Genomic DNA, 23,556 nt, shown 5'->3' with positions numbered 1-23,556 from the left:
AGTTTATCACAGAGTGGGGAGGGGGGTTTTAAGTCCCCTCTCCCCAAAGGGGAGAGGGGTAAGTTTGTCTTACTCGTCGTGCTCTTCCCACGCCAGGGCGCGTTTGACCGCTTTCTTCCAGCCGCTGTAGCGGAAGTTACGCTCGGTGGTTTCGATGCCCGGGCGGAATTCGCGTTCGATCACCGCTTTTTCCTGCAGCTCGTCCAGGTTCTGCCAGAAGCCTACCGCCAGACCGGCAAGGTACGCCGCGCCCAGCGCCGTCACTTCACGCACTTCAGGACGCTCAACGCGGGTGCCCAGAATGTCGGACTGGAACTGCATCAGGAAGTTATTCGCGACCGCACCGCCGTCCACGCGCAGGGCGTGCAGACGAATGCCAGAGTCCGCCTGCATCGCTTCCAGCACGTCGCGCGTCTGGTAGGCGATGGATTCCAGGGTGGCGCGAATAATGTGGTTAGAATTCACGCCGCGCGTCAGACCGAAAATCGCGCCGCGTGCATACGGGTCCCAGTACGGTGCGCCCAGACCGGTGAACGCAGGCACCACGTACACGCCGTTGGTGTCTTTCACTTTGGTCGCGAAGTACTCGGAGTCGAACGCATCGCTGATCAGCTTCATCTCGTCACGCAGCCACTGGATAGACGCGCCGGCCATGAACACCGCACCTTCCAGGGCATAGTTCACTTCGCCGCGCGGGCCGCAGGCGATGGTAGTCAGCAGACCGTTTTCTGATTTCACCGCTTTCTCGCCGGTGTTCATTAGCATAAAGCAGCCGGTGCCGTAGGTGTTCTTCGCCATCCCTTCCTTGACGCACAGCTGGCCGAACAGCGCCGCCTGCTGGTCACCGGCGATACCGGCGATAGGAATACGGGTGCCGCCTTTACCGCCGATGTTGGTCTGGCCATATACCTCAGAAGACTTGCGCACTTCAGGCAGCATCGCGCGTGGGATATCCAGCGCGTCCAGCATCTTGTCATCCCACTCCAGGGTGTTGATGTTGAACAGCATGGTACGCGAGGCGTTGGTGTAGTCGGTGACGTGAACGCGTCCCTGGGTCATCTTCCAGATAAGCCAGGTGTCAACGGTACCGAACAGCAGCTCGCCGCGCTTTGCACGCTCACGTGAACCTTCCACATGGTCGAGGATCCATTTCACTTTGGTGCCGGAGAAATACGGGTCAACCACCAGGCCGGTGGCGCTGCGCACGTACTCTTCCATGCCGTCGCGCTTCAGCTGTTCGCAAATCTCAGAGGTACGGCGGCACTGCCAGACGATGGCGTTGTAAATAGGCTTACCGGTTTCACGTTCCCAGACAATCGTCGTTTCACGCTGGTTAGTGATACCAATCGCGGCAATCTCGTCGGAACTGATATCGGCTTTCGCCAGCACTTCGACCAGCGTGGAGCTTTGTGACGCCCAGATCTCCATTGGGTCGTGTTCGACCCAGCCTGGACGAGGGTAAATTTGCTCAAATTCGCGCTGTGACACGCTGACGATGTTCGCGTCATGATCCATTACGACAGCGCGGGAGCTGGTAGTGCCCTGGTCGAGCGCAACGATATATTTTTTTTCGGTCATGGTATGTGTCCCGTAGTCAGATTACAGCGAAGCTTTTTGTTGTGCGGTAGAAGTCGTTTCCTTCTCCTCTTCCACACAGGTGTCGCACGGTAAATGGCGACCAATTAATTTGCGGTAGCTGAACGCACCCAGCGCAGCCCCGACAACTGGCGCAAACAGCGGTACCAGGAAGTAAGGAATGTCTTTGCCGCCGGTGAAGGCGACGTCGCCCCAGCCTGCGATAAAGGCGAACGCTTTAGGTCCGATATCACGTGCCGGGTTCATCGCGAAGCCGGTCAGCGGGCCCATGGAAGCGCCAATCACCGCAATCAGAAGGCCAATCAGCAGAGGGGCCAGCGGGCCGCGCGGAATGCCGTTTCCGTCGTCGGTCAGCGCCAGGATAACGCCCATCAGAATAGCGGTAATCACCATTTCAACTGCGAACGCCTGCACAAAATTGATATGCGGGTTCGGATAGGTTGAGAAGATGCCAGCCAGATCCAGACTTTCGACACTGCCGCGCACCATATGATGCGTCTGTTCGAAGTCGATGAAAAGATTGTAATAAAGCCCGTAAACTAACGCCGCTGCGCAAAACGCGCCGGCAAACTGAGAAAGAATGAAAGGAACAACTTTGCGTCCGTCGAAGCACGCGAACAGCCACAGTGCGATAGTCACCGCCGGGTTAAGATGTGCACCAGAAACCCCTGCAGTCAGGTAGATGGCCATCGCCACGCCCAGACCCCAGATGATACTGATTTCCCACTGACCAAAACTGGCACCCGCCACTTTCAGTGCAGCGACACAGCCCACTCCGAAGAATATCAACAACCCGGTACCAAGGAACTCGGCAATGCACTGGCCTTTTAAGGTTGATGTCTGACTCATAATCGGAATCCTGAAGAAATTGATGTTTATTGTTAGCATGGCCGCCCGTGACAGCCACGATGCCCTGTAGACATAGTGTTAATTTATCGTTAACGAGCAAAAACGAGAAATATCGAAATCAAAATGTGTGGTCTGTGTCAATAAAATGAGCGTTTTCGCGCCATAAAGCACATTTTTACAGCAGTACAGGATCGGTACAGGAATGAGAGCTGAATCATTTCATTAACGAATGAGTTAACAATTTAGGGGGATATGACGCGAACGCACCAGGACCAGACCTAAAAGTGTTGCAAACCGCGATCTGCGCGGTGTGTCGCTGGACACAGAGCGCCGCGCTCCATACAATCGACGGTATATGTCGTGCGCGTTTATGTTAAAGCGTCGCCTTGCAATTCAGGAGAGGTAGCATCATGTCTTTAGAAGTGTTTGAGAAACTGGAATCGAAAGTACAGCAGGCGATTGACACCATCACCCTGCTGCAGATGGAAATTGAAGAGCTGAAAGAGAAGAACAACAGCCTGGCGCAGGAAGTACAGAACGCGCAGCACGGCCGCGAAGAACTGGAGCGCGAAAACAACCAGCTGCGCGAACAGCAGAACGGCTGGCAGGATCGCCTGCAGGCGCTGCTGGGACGTATGGAAGAAGTCTGATTCCCATTGGGGTGAACTGAACAGGCCGGGTAAGGCGATGCCGCTACCCGGCTTTTTTTATGCCAGTTATAAAAAAGGCCGCCAGAGGCGGCCTTAACGCTACTTGTCCTGCGCTGTCATAGCAAAAGCAACGAACACATTCGGTTCATCACTCTTTACAACGAGTACGCTGGCGACAATGAACGCGATACATAAATAGCGTTTCATTATGCGGTCCCTGCAGCTAACCGCTCCACCGTTCACCACCGGTGATAAGTCGGTGGACACAAGCCCTGGTGTGGGCTGTTTTACGGTTGTGAATACACCTTTCCCTGGACCGATGCCCATTTGCGAGATGGCGGAAAGGGACGCAGCATCATAGTTAACATCAGCCTCGCCGTTAAGATGTGCAAATAAAATTAGGATTTTATAAAGGGTTTAAGGGATTGCCTGCCATTTATTGAGAGGTATGATAAAAGTCCCTGGTGTGGAGCTGTAAATCCTCCCAACGGACCGCGAATCCCGAGGGACAAAAAAACCGCCACATTGCTGTTGGCGGTTTTTTTATGGTCCACGCTTACGGTTTTATTACTCGATATCCAGCGGATCTTCGGAAAGGATAATGCCGGTATTATCGGCATAAAGATGGTCGCCGGAGAAGAAGGTCACGCCGCCGAAGTTAACGCGCACGTCGCTTTCGCCGATACCGTCACCCGCTGCCCCTACCGGTATGGCCGCGATGGCCTGAATCCCGATATCCAGGTCTTCCAGATCGTCCACCTGACGCACGGAACCGTACACCACAAGGCCTTCCCACTCATTCTGCACGGCAATACGGGCCAGCTCAGCATCAATCAATGCGCGCCGCACGGAACCGCCGCCATCGACCACCAGTACGCGGCCGCGGCCGTTCTGTTCGAGCAGATCGTACAACAACCCGTTATCCTCGAAACATTTCACCGTGACGATCTGTCCGCCAAACGACGACCGCCCACCAAAGTTGGAGAACAGCGGTTCAACGACGTTGACATCTTCCTGGTAGATGTCACAAAGCTCGGAGGTATCGTATTTCATAGGTTTAACGCTCAGTTGCTGCGAATGTGTTCAGTATATCGTGCGAAATGCGTTGTTGGCAAAATCATCAATTGTTAATTGATATTTGTCAGCTAACTGAGCGTCTGGCTTAAGACAATCCCGATGACGAACAACAGGTTAGTCAGCAGCGCGCCTTTTACGGTGCGCTCCAGCATCGGCGGCATGGCGGCCGGGCTACGTTCACGCATCACAAAACGGGCCTGCTTAATCAGCAGCGGCGCGGCAAGCACAAACAGCCAGCCCCACAGACTGTGCAGGGAAATCAGGTTAAACAACGCCAGGCAGACCAGGGCCCCCATCAGCAGGCAGGCATGGTAGCGACGCGCATTCACTGGCCCCAGACGGACCGCCAGGGTGTTTTTACCGTTCTCGCGATCGCTGTCGATGTCGCGCAGGTTGTTGATGTTGAGCACCGCTGTCGCCAGCAGGCCGCAGGCGGTCGCAGGCAGGAACAGGGCAGGAATCACCGTATGCGCCTGTAAGTACCAGCTTCCCATGACGCTCAGCCAGCCGAAGAAAACCAGGACGGAGATATCACCGAGCCCAATATAACCGTAAGGTCGCGTGCCGACGGTGTAGGTGATGGCCGCGATAATGGCCAATAAGCCCAGCACCAGAAAACCAATGAAATCGCTGGGAGTCTTAGACGCCACCGTCACCAGCGCCAGACCCGATAAACAGATCAGCACCACGGTGATAATTAACGCGCGCTTCATCTGCGCCTGGGTAATCACCCCTTTTTGCATTCCACGCAGCGGCCCGATACGGTCAGGTTTGTCGCTGCCTTTCACCGCGTCGCCGTAGTCGTTGGCGAGGTTGGAGAGGATTTGCAGCAGGCCGGCGGTAATCAATGCAAGCGCGGCGACCAGCGGATTGAAATAACCCTGCCACCAGGCAAGCGCCGTACCGACGATAATCGCGGCGAAGGCCAGAGGAAGTGTTTTAGGGCGCAGACTTTCGAGCCACGCCTGCGTACGGCTGATGTCAGTCATAAGTATTTAGCCAATAAAAATGGGGGCATTAGCCCCCATTAAACGTGATGAGAATCCAGTAACCGCGATTATAGGATAAAACGGCTCAGATCTTCATCTGCCACTAACGCATCCAGATGTTTACTCACATATTCTGCGTCAATGGTAACGGTTTGACCGTTCAGGTCGCTCGCGTCGTAAGAGATATCTTCGACCAGGCGTTCCAGCACGGTATGCAGGCGACGCGCACCGATGTTTTCGGTGGTTTCGTTCACCTGCCATGCAGCCTGGGCAATACGTTTGATACCGTCTTCGGTGAACTCGAGGTTCACGCCTTCGGTCGCCATCAGCGCTTTGTACTGTACGGTGGCTGAGGCGTTTGGCTCGGTCAGGATACGTTCGAAATCTTCGGTGGTCAGCGCCTGCAGCTCAACGCGGATAGGCAGACGGCCCTGCAGTTCCGGGATCAGATCCGACGGGCTGGCAACCTGGAAGGCACCTGATGCGATAAACAGGATGTGGTCCGTTTTCACCATGCCGTGCTTGGTGGAGACGGTGCAGCCTTCAACCAGCGGCAGCAGGTCGCGCTGAACGCCTTCGCGGGACACGTCCGGGCCGGAGCTGTTGCCGCCGCGCTTACAAATTTTGTCGATTTCGTCGATAAACACGATACCATGCTGCTCAACCGCGTCGATAGCGTCCTGCTTCAGCTCTTCCGGGTTCACCAGCTTCGCCGCTTCTTCTTCAATCAGCAGCTTCATCGCGTCTTTGATTTTCAGCTTACGCGCTTTTTGCTTCTGGCCGCCCAGGTTCTGGAACATGGACTGCAGCTGGCTGGTCATCTCTTCCATGCCCGGAGGCGCCATGATTTCCACACCCATTGGCGCGGCAGCGAGATCGATCTCAATCTCTTTGTCATCCAGCTGGCCTTCACGCAGTTTTTTGCGGAACGCCTGACGTGCAGCAGACGGTTCCGCCTGCTGTTCAGCCTGACCCCAGTTGTTTTTTGCTGGTGGGATCAGCACGTCGAGAATGCGCTCTTCGGCCATCTCTTCCGCGCGATAGCGGTTTTTCTCAATCGCCTGGACGCGCACCATTTTGATCGCCGAGTCGGTCAGATCGCGGATGATGGAGTCCACTTCTTTACCCACATAGCCCACTTCGGTGAACTTGGTGGCTTCGACTTTGATGAACGGCGCGTTAGCCAGCTTCGCCAGACGACGGGCGATTTCGGTTTTACCGACGCCGGTCGGGCCGATCATCAGAATGTTTTTCGGCGTAACTTCGTGGCGCAGCTCTTCGTCAAGCTGCATACGACGCCAGCGGTTACGCAGGGCGATAGCCACGGAGCGCTTGGCGTTATCCTGGCCGATAATGTGTTTGTTCAGTTCGCTGACAATTTCGCGTGGGGTCATTTCAGACATGGGAGATCCTTACGCTTTGGAGGTCAATTCTTCGATGGTGTGGTTGTGGTTGGTATAAATGCAGATATCGCCTGCAATATCCAACGCCTTCACCGCGATATCACGCGCGTTCATGTCGGTATTTTCCAACAGCGCGCGGGCTGCAGCCTGGGCATAAGGGCCGCCAGAGCCGATGGCAATCAGGTCATTTTCCGGCTGAATCACGTCACCGTTACCGGTGATGATAAGCGATGCGGTCTCATCAGCGACCGCCAGCAGCGCTTCAAGCTTGCGCAGCATGCGGTCGGTACGCCAGTCTTTTGCCAGCTCAACGGCGGCTTTCACCAGATGACCCTGGTGCATTTCCAGTTTGCGTTCAAACAGTTCAAACAGCGTGAAGGCGTCCGCCGTGCCGCCTGCAAAACCGGCGATCACTTTGTCGTTGTAGAGACGACGCACTTTCTTCACGTTGCCTTTCATGACGGTATTACCCAGCGTGGCCTGGCCATCACCGGCGATTACCACATGGCCGTTACGGCGTACACTTACTATTGTTGTCACGAGCAGACCCCCTGGTTACAGAATCGGGAAACAGAAGCCCTGAGCCTGTGCTCAGGGCTGAATTAAATGATAGATGGGGGGGAATTTGGGGGTTTCAACCCCCGGAGGCGAGTCGAATGCAGTTTGTGTGACCGGCGATTTTCAAACGAGAAAGGGTGCCATCGGCATTTTCTTTGCCTTTGACCGGACCAATCACCACGCGATTCCAGCCGTTATTGGTGGTAATACGCGAATCAAACCCTTCAAAGGCCAGCTGCGCGCGCACCGTTTCCGCCTGCTCCGCACCTTTGAACGAACCGCACTGTACCATCCAGCGACGTTCGTCTTTTTTCTCCGCCGTCTGCTTCGGCGCTTCGGTCTCTTTCGTTACCGGCGCGGCCTGCTGCGTTTTCGGCTGCTGGGCGGTGGTATGCGCTGGCGTCTGGAGCAGATCCTGATACGGCTGAGCCGCCTGCTTCTGCGGCTGCGTTTTCGGCTGCTGCTGGACAGGCTGAGACTGCACCGTACGCGTCGGCTGCTGATACGGCTGTTCCGTGACCCGCGGCTGTGCCTTAGGCTGCTGTACCGGCTGAGTTTGTGCCCACTGCTGTTGCTGCTGAATCTGCTGTTGTGCCTGGCGACGCTGCAGCGTTTGCTGACGCTGTTCCGGCGTCTGCTCATTCCACGGCACTTCGTTCAGCTGCGTAGGCTGCTGGCGCATATCGGCCTGCATTTGTGCCAGCAGCTGACGCTGTTCATCCGTCAGCTGATTCGCATTCTGCACTTCACCACCCGCAGAAGGTTCGGTTGGCGCACGCACCCCAGGCTGACGGCTCTCCAGCTCTTTGATATAGCGCCAGCGCTCTTCAGGCTTCGGAGGGAGGCCATTTCCGGCGACTTTACTGGCCTGAAGCGCCTCGGACTCTTCTTTTTTATGGTGCGTGATAAAGTACAGGCCACCAATAAAGGCGACGACTACAGCCGCAGCAATAGCGACCATTGCTGGCGAGACAGCAGGCAGGTTACGTTGCTTTTTTCTTGAGCTACTCTTTTTGCGTCGCGAAGGTGCCGGCTGGCCGCGACGTACATAATCTCGTTGTGCCACTATCGTTTCGCTGTATTTATTCGTTCGTCAGTCCGCCATGTTACTTAAGCGGCGGGGCTTTGACCAGATAAGGGTATCCGAAAGACGTTTACTTTAAGTCAATGCCTGGGTCGTGCCGCGGACGATCAGTTCGCAGTCCAGCAACCGTGAGCCGCTGCTAACTGTTTGACCGTGAAGCTGATCCAGCAGAAGCAGCATCGCTTCGCGGCCGATTTGGTAGCGCGGCTGAGCGACCGTTGAGAGCGGCGGATCGCAAAATTCCGAAAGCGAAATATTATCGAATCCGATGATGGATAAATCTTTCGGTATGCGAAGACCGCGGCGTTTGGCATACGATAATGCGCCCAGCGCCATCACGTCGCTGTGACAAAATACGGCGGTTGGTGGCTCAGGCAGGTCCAGAAGTTTCTCCAGCGCCTGTCCACCCGCAGCGAAGGTAAAATCACCGCGTGCAATGTAGTGCGGATCGACGGTGACGCCGGTCCGGCGCAGCGCCTGAACGTAGCCCTGCAAACGGTAGTGACACAGCGGCATCTCTTCCGGCCCGGCGATGCAGCCAATACGCTTATGCCCCAGCTCCTGGAGATAGTTTACGGCGTTGAACGCGGCGGTAAGGTTATCGATATGAACCGTCGGCAGCTCCAGCTCTGGCGCAAACTCGTTGGCCATGACCATCGGCGGTAAATTACGCTGCTCTTCGATGCTGGCATCAAACGGCAGGCGAGAGCCAAGCAGCAGCATGCCGTCGATCTGCTTGGTGATAATGAGGTCGATGAAGGTTTTTTCCTGCTGGTTCTGGTGGGCGCAGTCGCCAATCAGCACCAGGTACCCCTGTTCCGCCGCGGTGACTTCAATACCGCGGATAATCTCGCTAAAGAAAGGGTCACAGATGTCCGGCACAATCACCAGGATGGTGCGCGACTCGTTGCGTTTGACGTTACGCCCCATTGCCTGCGGAAAATAGCCCACTTCAAGCGCAGCCTGCTCCACCCGGTTACGGGTCGCCTGGGAGACTTTATCCGGGTTCATTAATGCGCGGGATACTGTTGCCGTAGAGACCTGTGCTTTCTGGGCAACGTCTTTCATGGTCGCAGTCGCAACCTCTTTCCTGGACTTCAACGTCTTCTCCTCGCCTGAACACCGAACTTCTGACATCACCATTTTTACAGATAGTTAATGGAATCGGTTACAGAATTTTCATAAAAAGTGTGAGGAGCGTTAAATTTTTCGATCCAGCTTCAGCCTTCGATAGGGTCGACGTCCAGGACCCACTTCACTTTTCGCGCTTCGGGCAGGGTGTTTATCAGTACCAGCGCGCCGCTGACGATATGCTGAAGACGAATACGCGAGGGGTGCTGGAGCAAGATCTGCCAGCGGAAACGGCCGCCGCGTTTTGGCGCGAGGGCAGGCACCGGGCCCAAAATCCACAGCTGGTTATCCACCAGCGGGCTGGCCTGCAGGAGGTTTCTCAACTGCTGCAGGAAAAGTGGCGCCTGCTGGTTGTTATGATCTTCCGCGCGGATGATGACGTGGCTGGTCCACGGCGGCAGCTGCATGGTCTGGCGTTCGGCCAGCGCCTGCTCGGCAAAGGCGTCATAGCCTTTGTGCAGCAGGGTTTGCAGCAGCGGGTGCTCCGGGTGGTGTGTTTGCAGCACCACTTCGCCCTGTTTACCGGCGCGTCCTGCACGTCCGGCAACCTGGGTGTAAAGCTGGGCGAAGCGCTCGGCGGAGCGGAAATCTGCCGAGAACAGCGCGCCGTCCACGTCCAGCAGAGCGACCAGCGTCACGTCCGGGAAGTGGTGGCCCTTGGCCAGCATCTGGGTGCCAATCAGGATGCGCGCGCCGCCGCGATGCACTTCCGCCAGCTGTTGTTCCAGCGCGCCTTTGCGGCTGGTGGTGTCCCGGTCGATACGCGAAATCGGCACGTCCGGGAAGAAGGGCCCAAGCGCCTGTTCCAGCTGTTCCGTCCCCAGACCGACCGGCACAATATGCGTTGAACCACATGACGGGCACTGGCGCGGCACCGGACGCTGGCTGTCGCAGTGGTGGCAGCGCAAATGCCGCTGGGCCTGATGGAAGGTGTAGTAGTGATCACAGCGCGGGCACTCGGCAATCCAGCCGCAGTCGTGGCAGAGCAGGGCGGGGGCAAATCCACGACGGTTGAGGAACAGAATGACCTGATTCCCCGCCTGCAAATGCTGGCGCATGCGGGTAATCAGCGCAGGCGCTAGCCCCGCCTGGACCTGCTGGCCTTTCAGATCCAGCACGTGCTGAATGGCCGGACGGGCGTTCCCCGCCCGGCGCGTCAGGCGCAGCATGTGGTATTTACGCTGGCGCACGTTGTGCAGCGTTTCCAGCGCAGGCGTGGCGGATCCTAAAACAATAGGAATTTGCTCGCTGTGCGCGCGGTAGACGGCCAGATCGCGGGCGTGATAGCGCCAGCCCTCCTGCTGTTTATAGGAGCTGTCGTGCTCTTCGTCGATCACGATTACGCCAAGATTTTTAAACGGCGTGAACAGCGACGAACGGGTGCCAATTACAATCGCCGCTTCGCCGTTTTTCGCTTTCAGCCAGGCGCTGAGGCGCTCGCTGTCGTTCAGGCCGGAGTGCAGAACCTCAACCGGCGCGTTAAAGCGCTCGCGGAATCGGGCGATGGTTTGCGGCGTCAGGCCAATTTCCGGCACCATCACCAGCGCCTGTTTGCCCTGAGCGAGCACGTTTTCCAGCACGCTCAGGTAAACTTCGGTCTTGCCGGAACCGGTGACGCCCGCCAGCAGCCAGGCAGAGAAATGATCGGAGGCGCTATGAATCGCGCCTACCGCGGTGGCCTGCTCGGTATTCAGACGCAGGCGATCCCCTGAAACGAAAAAACTCTTCCGCCAGTCGTTGAGGGCAGGCGCTTCGCTTGCCAGGTCGCTCAGCCCTTTCTTTCTTAATGCCTGTAGCGCCGTTTCGCTGACCTCAAGCTCGTCGACCTGATGCCGCCAGATTTTCCCCTGACGCAGCGCCGCCAGCGCCTGCTGCTGTTTCTGCGAACGCTTCAGGCTGTTGATGTCGACGGCCTGGCCTTCCTCCGTGGCAAACCAGTACCACATCGGCGCGTGGCTGGCGCTTTTGCCCTGACGCAGCATCATTGGCAGGGCGTGGAACAGGACGTCGCCAATCGGGTGATGATAATAATCTGCCGCCCACAGCAGCAGTCGCCAGGTGCTGGTGGAGTAAACGGGCTCGCTGTCCAGCACCTCAACGACCGATTTCAGTTCGTTAAGCGGCAGTTCGCTTTTATCGCTGACGGAGACAACGATCCCCACGCGCTGCTGTTTGCCAAATGGCACGGTCACGCGGCAGCCCGCTTTGGCGTTCATGCTGTCGGGCAGCAGATAGTCAAAGGTGCGGGGAAGCGGAACGGGCAGGGCAACGTGAGCGACGGGCATCGAATCTTCCTGACTTGAAAAGTGGCGCGTTAGTATACACATTAGTAAAAGCGGCGTGCGGATCAGTTTGCATACGTTGGTCAAATTCTGTATGATTCGCCGCCTTTGGTGTACTTTACGCCAAAGAACTTACAATCAACATCGCGTGGTGTCTGGCGTTAGGGCTGGAAGAGCGACGCGGCCTTAACTGAGGTTCTCCCATGAAAAAAGATATTCACCCGAAATACGAAATGATTACTGCAAACTGTTCTTGCGGTAACTCTATCCAGATCCGCTCTACCGTGGGTCACGATCTGAACTTGGACGTGTGCGGCAAATGCCACCCGTTCTACACTGGTAAGCAGCGTGATGTTGCAACCGGTGGCCGTGTTGACCGCTTCAACAAGCGTTTCAGCATCCCGGGCGCTAAATAAGCATCCAGAAAAAACCGCCTACGGGCGGTTTTTTTGTGCCTGTTATATCCCTTCTGAATAAATCACACCTGGATATTTCTATCTAAAATAACTAATTACGCATCATTGTATTAAAATATTTGTCTGATGTATTCTTTAACGGATAGTGAACTGCATCTCTCATTTCTTTAATTCTTTGCCACCTTTTAATGAGTGTGTCAAAAATTAAAAGGTTTCTCTCGTTTCGTAAAATTACACTTCGCCCGTCATACATTCTTATTCGCCATTACGACAAGGTGGCTTTCAGGGCGCATTTACTTCGAGGGAACTGTTATGAAATTGAAGCAAGTCTTATTTGTGCTTCCGTTAATATCGTGCGCGGCGCAGGCGGGATATGTGGATTACCGACACGAGTATTACGACGATGGGCGTAACTATGACCGTGTATACATGTCACACCGCTTTGGCACCGGCTTTGGCGTAGCGGTTGAGGCGGTATCGCGCTCCGATAACAAGCAGTCTAACGACGCGCTTAATAATATGGAAAGTAACAGCAACGAATATACCGCAAGCTATCAATTTACCTGGCAAGGTTTTATATGGCAGCCGGGCGTCGCCGTTGAAATGGGTGATGACATGGCCATCTATAAGCCTTATCTGCGCGTACAGTATAATATTAATGACAGCTGGTGGACGGCGTTTCGTTATCGTTCGGAGTACACTCGCCGTAATGCTGACGGTAAAGATGACCGTATGGTTTATCGTCCGGAAGTGTGGCTGGGTTATAATATTGATAGCTGGATGTTCGAGTTAAACGGCATTTATAAATTCGCCGACAACGAAGACCTGTATAACAATAAAAAAGAAGATTACGAATATAACTTCCGCGTGGCGTATAACATCGACTCGTGGATCCCGTTTATCGAAGTGGGCAATGTCTCTTCCGGCTATAACACCGCCACCAGCGACGATCGCCAGACGCGTCTGCGCGTGGGTTTAGGCTACAACTTCTAAAAACTATCCCGCTGAGTCACCTCAGCGGGATCACACCGCAGTTAGTATTCCCACGTCTCCGGGTCAATACCCAGTTCACGCATGATTACTTTCGCCTCTTCCGGGATTTCGTCACTACGCTCTTTGCGCAGATCGTCATCGTTCGGCAACGGTTGACCGGTAAACGCATGCAGAAACGCTTCGCACAGCAGTTCGCTGTTGGTTGCGTGGCGCAGGTTATTCACCTGACGACGCGTACGTTCATCGGTGAGGATCTTCAACACCTTCAGAGGAATGGAAACCGTAATTTTCTTTACTTGCTCACTCTTCTTACCGTGCTCAGCGTATGGGCTGATATATTCGCCGCTCCATTCAGCCATGAGATACCTTTAATCCTCTCAGTCATTTATTTAAAGGTGCAAAACCGGTAACCACCCGTTTTGAACCGCAATCTTGCCTAGTTTACCGTAGAGACGATACCGTGGCACGGATATTGCCGCTGCAGCGTGCACTAAAGCATATAATTTTAACGGCTATTTGCGCATTGCTCAATCTATACGCAAAGAAGTTTAGATGTCCAGATGTATTGACGTCCATACTTTCAGTGTTTACTCTGGTGCCTGACTTTTCACCTCATTCGCCAGGAAGCCCTCACCATGACGCGTAAACAGGCCACTATCGCAGTGCGTAGCGGATTAAATGATGACGAGCAGTACGGCTGCGTTGTCCCGCCCATTCATCTTTCCAGTACTTACAACTTCACCGGATTTAATGAACCCCGCGCGCATGATTACTCGCGTCGTGGCAACCCTACGCGTGACGTGACCCAGCGTGCGCTGGCCGAACTGGAAGGTGGCGCAGGTGCTGTGTTAACCAACACGGGGATGTCCGCCATTCACCTGGTGACCACCGTGTTCCTGAAACCTGGCGACCTGCTGGTTGCGCCGCACGATTGCTACGGCGGCAGCTATCGCCTGTTTGATAGCCTGGCGAAACGCGGCTGTTATCGCGTATTGTTTGTCGATCAAAACGACGAACAGGCCCTGAAACAGGCGCTGGCAGAGAAACCGAAGCTGGTTCTGGTAGAAAGTCCAAGCAATCCATTGTTGCGCGTTGTCGATATTGCGAAAATTTGTCAGCTCGCAAGGGATGCGGGAGCGATAAGTGTAGTGGATAATACGTTCCTCAGTCCGGCCCTTCAGAACCCACTCGCACTGGGTGCCGATCTGGTATTGCATTCATGCACTAAATATCTGAACGGCCATTCTGACGTGGTAGCAGGCGTGGTGATTGCCAAAGATCCGGATGTTGTCACCGAACTGGCATGGTGGGCCAATAATATTGGCGTCACCGCAGGCGCCTTCGACAGCTACCTGCTGTTGCGCGGCATCCGCACGCTGTCGCCGCGCATGGACGTGGCGCAGCGCAATGCTCAGGCGATTGTCGACTTCCTGAAAACCCAGCCACTGGTGAAGAAGCTGTATCATCCGTCGCTGCCGGAAAATCAGGGGCACGATATTGCCGCGCGCCAGCAGAAAGGGTTTGGCGCGATGTTAAGTTTTGAACTGGACGGTGACGAGCAAACGCTGCGTCGCTTCCTGAGCGGGCTGTCATTGTTTACGCTGGCGGAATCTTTAGGTGGGGTTGAAAGCTTGATCTCCCACGCCGCGACCATGACACACGCAGGAATGGCACCCGAAGCACGTGCCGCCGCCGGTATTTCTGAGACGCTGCTGCGGATCTCAACCGGTATTGAAGATTCTGAAGATTTAATTGCCGATCTGGAAAATGGCTTCCGGATCGCAGCCAAGGGGTAATCATGAGTGTGATAGCGCAGGCAGGGGCGAAGGGTCGTCAACTGCACAAGTTTGGTGGTAGTAGTCTTGCTGATGTGAAATGTTACCTGCGTGTCGCAGGGATCATGACGGAATATTCACAGCCGGGTGACATGATGGTTGTCTCGGCGGCGGGCAGTACCACCAACCAGTTGATTAGCTGGCTGAAACTGAGCCAGACCGATCGCCTTTCTGCGCATCAGGTGCAACAGTCCTTACGTCGTTACCAGAGCGAGCTGATTGCTGGCTTGCTGCCTGCGGACGTAGCGGACGGGCTGATCAGCGCCTTCACGCATGACCTTGAGCGTCTGGCCGCCCTGCTGGATAGCGGCATTACCGATGCGGTGTATGCCGAAGTGGTGGGGCACGGTGAAGTGTGGTCCGCGCGCCTGATGGCTGCGGTTCTGCAACACCTGGGTGTGGACGCCGCCTGGCTCGACGCGCGTGATTTCCTGCGCGCCGAACGCGCCGCGCAGCCACAGGTGGATGAAGGTCTGTCCTACCCGCTGCTGCAACAGCTGCTGGTGCAGCATCCGGGTAAACGCATTGTGGTTACCGGCTTTATCAGCCGCAGCAACGCGGGTGAAACCGTGCTGCTGGGCCGTAACGGCTCCGACTACTCGGCAACGCAAATCGGTGCGCTGGCGGGCGTGTCCCGCGTCACCATCTGGAGCGACGTGGCCGGTGTTTACAGCGCGGACCCGCGCAAAGTAAAAGATGCCTGCCTGCTGCCGCTGCTGCGCCTGGATGAAGCCAGCGAACTGGCGCGTCTGGCCGCACCAGTGCTGCACGCGCGCACCCTGCAGCCGGTTTCCGGCAGTGATATTGACCTCCAGCTGCGCTGCAGCTACACCCCGGATCAAGGCTCCACGCGCATTGAGCGCGTGCTGGCGTCCGGTACCGGGGCGCGTATTGTCACCAGCCACGACGACATCTGCCTGATTGAATTCCAGGTTCCTGCGGGCCAGGACTTCAGGCTGGCGCATAAAGAGATCGACACGATCCTGAAACGCGCCCAGGTGCGTCCGCTGGCCGTGGGTGTTCACAATGACCGCCAGCTGCTGCAGTTCTGCTATACCGCAGAAGTGGCGGACAGCGCCCTGAAAATTCTGGATGAAGCAGGCCTGCCGGGCGAGCTTCGCCTGCGTCAGGGGCTGGCGCTGGTGGCGATGGTGGGCGCGGGCGTCACCCGTAACCCGCTGCACTGCCACCGCTTCTGGCAGCAGCTGAAAGGCCAGCCGGTGGAATTTACCTGGCAATCGGAAGAGGGCATTAGCCTGGTGGCCGTTCTGCGCAAAGGGCCAACCGAAAGCCTGATTCAGGGTCTGCATACCTCCCTGTTCCGCGCGGAAAAACGCATCGGCCTGGTGCTGTTTGGTAAAGGCAACATCGGTTCCCGCTGGCTGGAGCTGTTTGCCCGCGAACAGGTCACGCTTTCGGCGCGTACCGGGTTCGAATTCATTCTCGCAGGCGTGGTGGACAGCCGCCGCAGCCTGCTGAACTACGAAGGACTGGATGCCAGCCGCGCGCTTGCCTTCTTTAATGATGAAGCCGTCGAGCAGGATGAAGAGTCGCTGTTCCTGTGGATGCGTGCGCACCCGTATGACGATCTGGTGGTGCTGGACGTTACCGCCAGCGAACAGCTTGCCGATCAGTATCTGGATTTCGCCAGCCACGGTTTCCACGTCATCAGCGCCAACAAGCTGGCGGGGGCAAGCAGCACCGACAAATACCGCCAGATCCACGACGCGTTTGAAAAAACCGGCCGTCACTGGCTGTATAACGCCACCGTGGGTGCGGGCCTGCCGGTAAACCACACCGTGCGCGATCTGATTGAAAGCGGCGACAGCATTCTGGCGCTGAGCGGTATCTTCTCCGGCACGCTCTCCTGGCTGTTCCTGCAGTTTGACGGCACCGTACCGTTCACCGACCTGGTGGATCAGGCGTGGCAGCAGGGCTTAACGGAACCCGATCCGCGCGTTGACCTCTCCGGTAAAGACGTGATGCGCAAGCTGGTGATCCTGGCGCGTGAAGCGGGTTATGACATCGAACCGGATTCCGTCCGCGTCGAGTCGCTGGTGCCTGCCGGCTGTGAAGAAGGTTCTGTGGACCATTTCTTTGAAAATGGCGAAGAACTTAACGAGCAGATGGTGCAGCGTCTGGAAGCCGCGAACGAGATGGGGCTGGTGCTGCGCTACGTGGCGCGTTTCGAGGCCAACGGAAAAGCGCGAGTCGGTGTCGAGGCGGTGCGTCCTGAACATCCGCTGGCGGCGCTGCTGCCGTGCGATAACGTCTTCGCCATCGAAAGCCGCTGGTACCGCGATAACCCGCTGGTGATCCGCGGCCCGGGCGCCGGGCGTGACGTTACCGCCGGGGCCATCCAGTCCGACATCAACCGTCTGGCTAAGCTGCTGTAAAAAATCAATTTCCCTCTCCCTATGGGAGAGGGTTAGGGTGAGGGCATCAGACTGCACTCACCCCCATCATGAATTTCTCTCATCTTCCCTGAGCAAACCTCACCGTTATTGTTGATTATTTCTATTGACGTCCCTCCGCTTTTCCGTCATTTTTACATCTGGACGTCTAAACGTATAGAAGTTCACAACACAACAGACAATGACACGCGATTGATAGGGGTAGTGTATGAGCTTTTTTCACGCCAACCAGCGGGAAGCACTGAACCAGAGCCTGGCCGAAGTAAACGGCCAGATTAACGTCTCTTTTGAATTTTTCCCGCCGCGCACCAGTGAAATGGAGCAAACCCTGTGGAGCTCTATCGATCGTCTCAGCAGCCTGAAACCGAAGTTTGTCTCCGTGACCTATGGTGCGAACTCCGGCGAGCGTGACCGTACCCACAGCATCATTAAAGGCATCAAAGATCGTACCGGTCTGGAAGCGGCGCCGCATCTCACCTGTATCGACGCCACCCGCGACGAGCTGCGTGCCATCGCCCAGGATTACTGGAATAACGGCATTCGGCATATTGTTGCGCTGCGCGGCGATCTGCCGCCGGGCAGCGGTAAGCCGGACATGTATGCCGCCGATCTGGTCGGGCTGTTGAAGGGCGTGGCTGACTTTGATATTTCCGTTGCCGCTTATCCTGAAGTTCATCCGGAAGCGAAAAGCGCCCAGGCGGATCTGCTTAACCTCAAGCGTAAGGTGGATGCCGGCGCGAACCGCGCCATTACCCAGTTCTTCTTTGATGTCGAAAGCTATCTGCGCTTCCGTGACCGCTGCGTCTCCGCGGGCATCGACGTTGAAATTATCCCCGGTATTTTGCCGGTCTCTAACTTCAAACAGGCGAAGAAATTTGCTGATATGACCAATGTGCGTATTCCGCTCTGGATGTCTAAAATGTACGAGGGGCTGGACGATGACCCGGAAACACGCAAGCTGGTGGGCGCAAACATCGCGATGGACATGGTGAAGATCTTAAGTCGTGAAGGGGTGAAGGATTTCCACTTCTACACGCTGAACCGTGCTGAGATGAGTTACGCCATATGCCACACGCTCGGCGTTAGACCAGGCGTGTAACAAAAAAGAGCCCTCTTCGGAGGGTTTTTTGATTTATAAGGGTTTTATTTTCCTGCCATATCAGCAATGCTGCCTTTGACGTACAAAACTCATGTATTTTCCATGGGAAATTAAACGGATTTAACTATCGAATCTGTGGATTATCTCAACTATACCTTATCAACAAGGGCGTATATCGTAACGGTAACACTGTAAAAGGGAGCATAGCGATGAGCACGTCAGACGAGACCAATAAAGCGGCATCAGTCGGCAAATGCCCGTTCCATCAGGGCGGCGTCGATCACAGCGCGGGCGCAGGTACAGGCAGCCGCGACTGGTGGCCAAAACAACTCCGTATCGATCTTCTTAACCAACATTCCAATCGTTCGAACCCGCTGGGTGAAGACTTCGGCTACCGCAAAGAATTCAGCAAACTTGATTACTCTGCCCTTAAAGGCGACCTTAAAGCACTCTTAACCGACTCTCAGCCGTGGTGGCCAGCCGACTGGGGCAGCTACGCGGGTCTGTTTATCCGCATGGCGTGGCACGGCGCGGGTACCTATCGCTCCGTTGACGGGCGCGGCGGGGCAGGACGCGGTCAACAGCGCTTTGCGCCGCTGAACTCCTGGCCGGATAACGTGAGCCTGGATAAAGCGCGCCGTCTGCTGTGGCCCATCAAGAAAAAATACGGACAAAAAATCTCCTGGGCTGACCTGTTTATCCTCGCGGGTAACGTGGCGCTGGAGAATTCGGGCTTCCGCACCTTTGGTTTCGGTGCCGGGCGTGAAGACGTCTGGGAACCGGATCTGGACGTGAACTGGGGTGATGAAAAAGCCTGGCTGACCCACCGCGATCCGGAAGCGCTGGCGAAGCGTCCTCTGGCCGCCACCGAAATGGGCCTGATCTACGTGAACCCGGAAGGGCCAAACGCCAGCGGTGAACCACTGTCAGCGGCGGCAGCGATTCGCGCTACCTTTGGCAACATGGGCATGAACGATGAAGAGACCGTAGCGCTGATTGCAGGCGGCCACACCCTCGGCAAGACTCACGGCGCGGGTGAAGCCACCCACGTGGGTACCGACCCGGAAGCCTCACCAATTGAAGCGCAGGGCCTGGGCTGGGCCAGCACGCACGGCACGGGCGTGGGCGCTGATGCTATTACCTCCGGTCTGGAAGTCATCTGGTCACAAACCCCGACGCAGTGGAGCAACTACTTCTTCGAGAACCTGTTCAAATACGAATGGGTGCAGACCCGCAGCCCGGCAGGGGCGATTCAGTTTGAAGCCGTTGATGCGCCGGAAATCATGCCCGATCCGTTCGACCCGTCAAAAAAACGCAAGCCGACCATGCTGGTCACCGACCTGACGCTGCGTTTTGACCCGGAATTCGAAAAGATTTCCCGCCGTTTCCTGAACGATCCGCAGGCCTTCAACGAAGCCTTCGCGCGCGCGTGGTTCAAACTGACCCACCGTGATATGGGGCCAAAATCGCGTTACCTTGGCCCGGAAGTGCCGAAAGAAGATCTGATTTGGCAGGACCCGCTGCCGCAGGCGGTGTTCAACCCGACGAAAGAAGACATTGAAAGCCTGAAGGCGGAAATTGCGGCCTCGGGTCTCTCCGTGAGCGAACTGGTGTCTGTGGCCTGGGCATCGGCATCGACCTTCCGCGGCGGCGATAAGCGTGGCGGTGCCAACGGCGCGCGTCTGGCGCTGGCGCCTCAGCGTGACTGGGATGTGAACGCCGCGGCGGTTCGCGCGTTACCGGCGCTCGAAGCTATCCAGCGCACCACCAACAAAGCCTCTCTGGCCGATATCATCGTCCTGGCGGGCGTGGTAGGCGTTGAGCAGGCCGCAAAAGCGGCGGGCGTGTACGTCACCGTGCCGTTCACGCCGGGCCGTGTGGATGCGCGTCAGGATCAGACGGATATCGAGATGTTTAACCTGCTCGAACCGATTGCCGATGGCTTCCGCAACTACCGTGCGCAGGTGGATGTGTCCACCACGGAGTCGCTGTTGGTTGATAAAGCCCAGCAGTTGACGCTGACCCCGCCGGAGCTGACGGTGCTGATTGGTGGCCTGCGCGTGCTGGGTGCCAACTTTGATGGCAGCAAGAACGGCGTGTTCACCAATCGTGAGGGCGTGCTGAGCACTGATTTCTTCGTGAATCTGCTGGATATGAACACCCAGTGGAAGGCGACCGACGAATCCAATGAGCTGTTTGCCGGAAGCGATCGCGCCAGCGGTGAAGTGAAATATACCGCCACCCGCGCCGATCTGGTCTTCGGTTCTAACGCCGTCCTGCGTGCGCTGGCAGAGGTTTACGCCAGCGATGATGCGCATGAGAAGTTCGTTCGCGACTTCGTTGCCGCATGGGCGAAGGTAATGGATTTGGATCGGTTTGACGTGAAGTAACCTTTGTGCCGGGTGGCGGCTACGCCTTACCCGGCCTGGAAATTAAAGTGCCATGTAGGCCGGGTAAGCGCAGCGCTACCCGGCTTTTTTTTATTACTCCCACTCCTGCAGGAATCGCTGTCCATACTGGTCGGCCACCAGCAGTGCCGCATACACCTGATCCGGCGTGACGCCGCCGGGCATGTTGTGGATGGTTTCTCCTTCCGCACAGGACGCTTCGGCAATCAGACGCATTTTGGCCGGAATATCCTCTTTGATGTTCAGCTGTGCCAGCGTGATTGGCAGCCCAACGCTGTGGCAAAGCGCCGCGACGGTTTCAATTTCTTCTACCGGCGCATTTTCCAGCACCAGCTGCGTCAGGGTACCAAACGCCACTTTCTCCCCATGATAGAAGTGATGCGCGTCCGGTACCGCCGTCATACCGTTATGAATAGCGTGTGCCGCCGCCAGCCCCCCGCTTTCAAAGCCGACGCCGCTGAGATAGGTGTTGGCTTCGATAATGCGTTCCAGCGCAGGCGTCACCACATGCTGTTCCGCCGCCAGCATCGCTTTTTCACCCTCTTCAACCAGCGTGTTGTAACACAGCTCCGCGAGCGCCAGTGCCGCCTGGGTGCATTTACCCCCGGCCATGGTGGTCGCACCGCTGCGCGAGCAGGCGCGTGCTTCAAACCAGGTCGCCAGCGCGTCGCCAATTCCGGCGGCCAGCAGACGTGCAGGCGCACCTGCTACCACTTTCGTATCCACAATGACCATGTTCGGGTTGTGTGGCAGCATCAGGTAGCGATCGAACTCGCCGCTGTCTGTGTAAATAACGGAAAGGGCGCTGCACGGAGCATCGGTGGAGGCGATAGTCGGCGCAATGGTGACCGGCACGTTCATAAAGTGGGCCAGCGCTTTGGCGGTATCCAGCGTTTTCCCGCCCCCAATACCCAGCACCGCCAGGCAGTCGGCGCTGTCGGCCAGTCTTTTCAGCCTATCGATTTCATTTTGTGAACATTCACCGCCAAATGGCGCGATTTCGGCATGCAGTTCAGCTTTTTTAAAACTTTGTCGTAGGGTTTCTTCGGCAAAACCCAGCACAAATTTATCGCCGACGACCAGCCAGCGGTTGGCCAGCGGTTTCAGATAGTCGCCGAGACGGGTCAGTACGTCAGCGCCCTGGATATATTTCCCCGGCGATTGAATGATACGGTCCATAACAGTTCTCCCTTAGAGGTTGAGGTTACCAAACGCGTTTTTCCAGTCTTGCTCGAACTTCTCTATGGCTGACTCTACCGCCGGTGTGCCGAGCATGTGTTGCGCTACGTCTAAGGGAAGCGTGATTGCTTCACATCCTGCCAACAGGCAGTCCAGCGCCTGACGCGGCGTTTTGAAGCTGGCGGCCAGCACCTTGCTTTCCGGCACGTGCAGTTCCAGCAGGGACTGCAGTTCCTGAACCATGCGAATGCCGTCACCGCCCTGCGCGTCGACGCGGTTTACATACGGCGCGACATATTTCGCCCCTGCGAGTGCGGCGAGCAGGCCCTGCGCCGCGCTGTAAACGGCGGTGCCAAGCGTGGTTATCCCTTCTTTTTTCAACGCTTTAATTGCGATAAGCCCCTGAGCCGTCACCGGGATTTTCACCACAATGCCCGGAATGGCGTTACTCAGACGTTTGGCTTCTGCCACCATGCCTTCGGCATCGCGGCTCATGGTTTGAGCAAACAGCGTGCCTTCCGGCCCGATGGCTTGTTGCAGGCGCGGCAGCACGTCCCAGATGGATTCACGGCTGGCGGCAATGATGCTCGGGTTGGTGGTGACGCCCGCGATGGGAAAGATGCGCGCCAGGCGTTCTACTTCCGCCACGTTGGCGGTATCCAGGTACAGTTCCATTATTTTTCCTTAAGTCAGAAAGGTTGAATAAAGGATACGGCGCACCCAGGCGCGGCGAATACAGGTCAATTTTGCCAAATACTGGACAAATGTAATGTCCTTAGAGAAGTGAGAGAGCGATCACAATGCTACTTTTTGGCGATCAGCTGGCTGTGGTACTGGCGTCGATATTCGGAAGGGGAACGTTCGGTGTGCTTGCGAAAGAGACGGCAAAAGTAGTTGCTGTCCGTAAATCCGCAGCGTGTGGCGATATCTTTAATTTTGAGATCGTAGCCTTTCAGCAGCTGACGCGCATGTTCCAGGCGCGTTTTTGTTAAGTATTCATTGAATCCGACGCTGCCGACTTTCTGGAATAGATGGGAAAGGTAGTTTGGGGAGATGTAGAACGCCTGTGCCACGGATTCGCGAGTTAACAAAGAGGCATAATTTTCTTCGATATAGCTCCGAACGGCTTCGAACAGTGCCCGGCTGCGGCTGTCGGTGTGAATTTCACTGCCAAGCAGATCCCGGCAGTGGCTGAGCAGGCTTAAAACTACCAGCCTTGCTGTGTCTTGTTCCTCAGGCTGCATCTGTAATTCGGTGAGCGTTTGCAGAAGAAAAGCCCCCGTTCGCGGACCACGTCGGGCAACCTGGAGTTGTTGTAAGAGCACATTGTCACGCTGTAGCTCGATTGTAAGCTGCTGCTTACCGAAATGTATGCGCAGGACGTGAGGCGCAGGATGCGTGATTTGTCCAAAAAAAGAAAAAAACGCCTCGCAGGGAGTGCCAAGGGTAATGCCGAGGCAGGGAGAGGTTCGGGGATGGTGTTCAGCCAGCGCTGAGAAACGAATCTGACCCAGCGGTAACGTGCGGTTCACCAGGTCAGTCAAAATCTGGGTGATATCGGAATGCATAAGGAGACTACCGAAATTTGCCGGG

20 protein-coding genes are annotated in these 23,556 nt (G+C 56.2%); 7 read left to right on the top strand and 13 right to left on the bottom strand.

Annotation, left to right across the window (positions count from 1 at the left end; translation table 11 throughout):
- Positions 1-69 precede the first annotated feature (69 nt).
- Both glpK and ABFV38_RS21565 read right to left on the bottom strand, forming a co-directional pair.
- Complete coding sequence (gene glpK, locus ABFV38_RS21570; RefSeq protein ID WP_014885706.1) at positions 70-1,578, bottom strand: glycerol kinase GlpK; 1,509 nt, start codon at positions 1,576-1,578, stop codon at positions 70-72.
- Positions 1,579-1,599: 21 nt separating this feature from the next.
- On the bottom strand, positions 1,600-2,445 hold the full coding sequence (locus tag ABFV38_RS21565; RefSeq protein WP_014885705.1) for an MIP/aquaporin family protein: 846 nt from the start codon (positions 2,443-2,445) through the stop codon (positions 1,600-1,602).
- A 410-nt stretch (positions 2,446-2,855) separates the two neighbouring features.
- On the opposite strand from ABFV38_RS21565, the gene zapB reads away from it, so the two are divergent.
- A complete protein-coding gene (zapB, locus tag ABFV38_RS21560; RefSeq protein ID WP_010436935.1) occupies positions 2,856-3,095 on the top strand; it encodes a septal ring assembly protein ZapB in 240 nt (79 codons plus the stop codon).
- A gap of 567 nt (positions 3,096-3,662) precedes the next feature.
- Here zapB and rraA read toward each other — a convergent pair.
- The 7 genes from rraA to priA all read right to left on the bottom strand — a co-directional run bounded on the left by rraA (position 3,663) and on the right by priA (position 11,622).
- Positions 3,663-4,148, bottom strand: a complete 486-nt coding sequence (gene rraA, locus ABFV38_RS21555) for a ribonuclease E activity regulator RraA (RefSeq protein ID WP_348958033.1) — start codon at positions 4,146-4,148, stop codon at positions 3,663-3,665.
- A 92-nt stretch (positions 4,149-4,240) separates the two neighbouring features.
- Positions 4,241-5,161, bottom strand: coding sequence for a 1,4-dihydroxy-2-naphthoate polyprenyltransferase (gene menA, locus ABFV38_RS21550; protein ID WP_235402822.1), 921 nt, complete (start codon positions 5,159-5,161; stop codon positions 4,241-4,243).
- 68 nt (positions 5,162-5,229) lie between these two features.
- Complete coding sequence (gene hslU, locus ABFV38_RS21545; protein WP_023309685.1) at positions 5,230-6,564, bottom strand: HslU--HslV peptidase ATPase subunit; 1,335 nt, start codon at positions 6,562-6,564, stop codon at positions 5,230-5,232.
- Positions 6,565-6,573: 9 nt separating this feature from the next.
- Positions 6,574-7,104, bottom strand: a complete 531-nt coding sequence (hslV, locus tag ABFV38_RS21540) for an ATP-dependent protease subunit HslV (protein ID WP_008501802.1) — start codon at positions 7,102-7,104, stop codon at positions 6,574-6,576.
- Between the two features lie 94 nt (positions 7,105-7,198).
- The gene (gene ftsN / locus ABFV38_RS21535) at positions 7,199-8,188 is read right to left on the bottom strand and encodes a cell division protein FtsN (RefSeq protein WP_032635441.1); all 990 of its coding nucleotides are present in this window, start codon (positions 8,186-8,188) and stop codon (positions 7,199-7,201) included.
- A gap of 93 nt (positions 8,189-8,281) precedes the next feature.
- Entirely contained in the window at positions 8,282-9,307 is a 1,026-nt protein-coding gene (gene cytR, locus ABFV38_RS21530) for a DNA-binding transcriptional regulator CytR (protein ID WP_021242811.1), read from the bottom strand.
- Positions 9,308-9,426: 119 nt separating this feature from the next.
- Positions 9,427-11,622: a primosomal protein N' gene (priA, locus tag ABFV38_RS21525; RefSeq protein WP_348958030.1), complete on the bottom strand. Its 2,196-nt coding sequence runs from the start codon at positions 11,620-11,622 to the stop codon at positions 9,427-9,429.
- Between the two features lie 200 nt (positions 11,623-11,822).
- Between priA and rpmE the strand changes: the two genes are divergently transcribed.
- Positions 11,823-12,035: a 50S ribosomal protein L31 gene (gene rpmE, locus ABFV38_RS21520; RefSeq protein WP_003862040.1), complete on the top strand. Its 213-nt coding sequence runs from the start codon at positions 11,823-11,825 to the stop codon at positions 12,033-12,035.
- A gap of 312 nt (positions 12,036-12,347) precedes the next feature.
- Positions 12,348-13,028, top strand: coding sequence for an oligogalacturonate-specific porin KdgM family protein (locus tag ABFV38_RS21515; protein WP_235402821.1), 681 nt, complete (start codon positions 12,348-12,350; stop codon positions 13,026-13,028).
- 41 nt (positions 13,029-13,069) lie between these two features.
- On the opposite strand, the gene metJ is transcribed toward ABFV38_RS21515, so the two are convergent.
- Positions 13,070-13,387, bottom strand: coding sequence for a met regulon transcriptional regulator MetJ (gene metJ, locus ABFV38_RS21510; protein WP_003862042.1), 318 nt, complete (start codon positions 13,385-13,387; stop codon positions 13,070-13,072).
- Between the two features lie 276 nt (positions 13,388-13,663).
- Between metJ and metB the strand changes: the two genes are divergently transcribed.
- The 4 genes from metB to katG all read left to right on the top strand — a co-directional run bounded on the left by metB (position 13,664) and on the right by katG (position 20,766).
- Complete coding sequence (metB, locus tag ABFV38_RS21505; protein WP_235402820.1) at positions 13,664-14,824, top strand: cystathionine gamma-synthase; 1,161 nt, start codon at positions 13,664-13,666, stop codon at positions 14,822-14,824.
- A 2-nt stretch (positions 14,825-14,826) separates the two neighbouring features.
- A complete protein-coding gene (locus ABFV38_RS21500; RefSeq protein ID WP_008501797.1) occupies positions 14,827-17,259 on the top strand; it encodes a bifunctional aspartate kinase/homoserine dehydrogenase II in 2,433 nt (810 codons plus the stop codon).
- Between the two features lie 226 nt (positions 17,260-17,485).
- Positions 17,486-18,376 (top strand): methylenetetrahydrofolate reductase, encoded by an 891-nt coding sequence (metF, locus tag ABFV38_RS21495; RefSeq protein WP_024909186.1) that lies wholly within the window; start codon positions 17,486-17,488, stop codon positions 18,374-18,376.
- A gap of 209 nt (positions 18,377-18,585) precedes the next feature.
- Entirely contained in the window at positions 18,586-20,766 is a 2,181-nt protein-coding gene (gene katG, locus ABFV38_RS21490; protein WP_348958026.1) for a catalase/peroxidase HPI, read from the top strand.
- A 93-nt stretch (positions 20,767-20,859) separates the two neighbouring features.
- On the opposite strand, the gene ABFV38_RS21485 is transcribed toward katG, so the two are convergent.
- The 3 genes from ABFV38_RS21485 to ABFV38_RS21475 form a co-directional block, all read right to left on the bottom strand.
- A complete protein-coding gene (locus tag ABFV38_RS21485) occupies positions 20,860-21,963 on the bottom strand; it encodes a glycerol dehydrogenase (RefSeq protein WP_348958024.1) in 1,104 nt (367 codons plus the stop codon).
- A 12-nt stretch (positions 21,964-21,975) separates the two neighbouring features.
- Positions 21,976-22,638, bottom strand: coding sequence for a fructose-6-phosphate aldolase (gene fsa / locus ABFV38_RS21480; protein ID WP_157189876.1), 663 nt, complete (start codon positions 22,636-22,638; stop codon positions 21,976-21,978).
- A 128-nt stretch (positions 22,639-22,766) separates the two neighbouring features.
- Entirely contained in the window at positions 22,767-23,531 is a 765-nt protein-coding gene (locus ABFV38_RS21475; protein ID WP_235404369.1) for an AraC family transcriptional regulator, read from the bottom strand.
- Positions 23,532-23,556: the final 25 nt, after the last annotated feature.

This window comes from Enterobacter cloacae complex sp. Mu1197 (assembly GCF_040059225.1).
GTDB lineage: Bacteria > Pseudomonadota > Gammaproteobacteria > Enterobacterales > Enterobacteriaceae > Enterobacter > Enterobacter quasiroggenkampii.
This window is presented reverse-complemented; position numbering and strand designations above follow the sequence as displayed.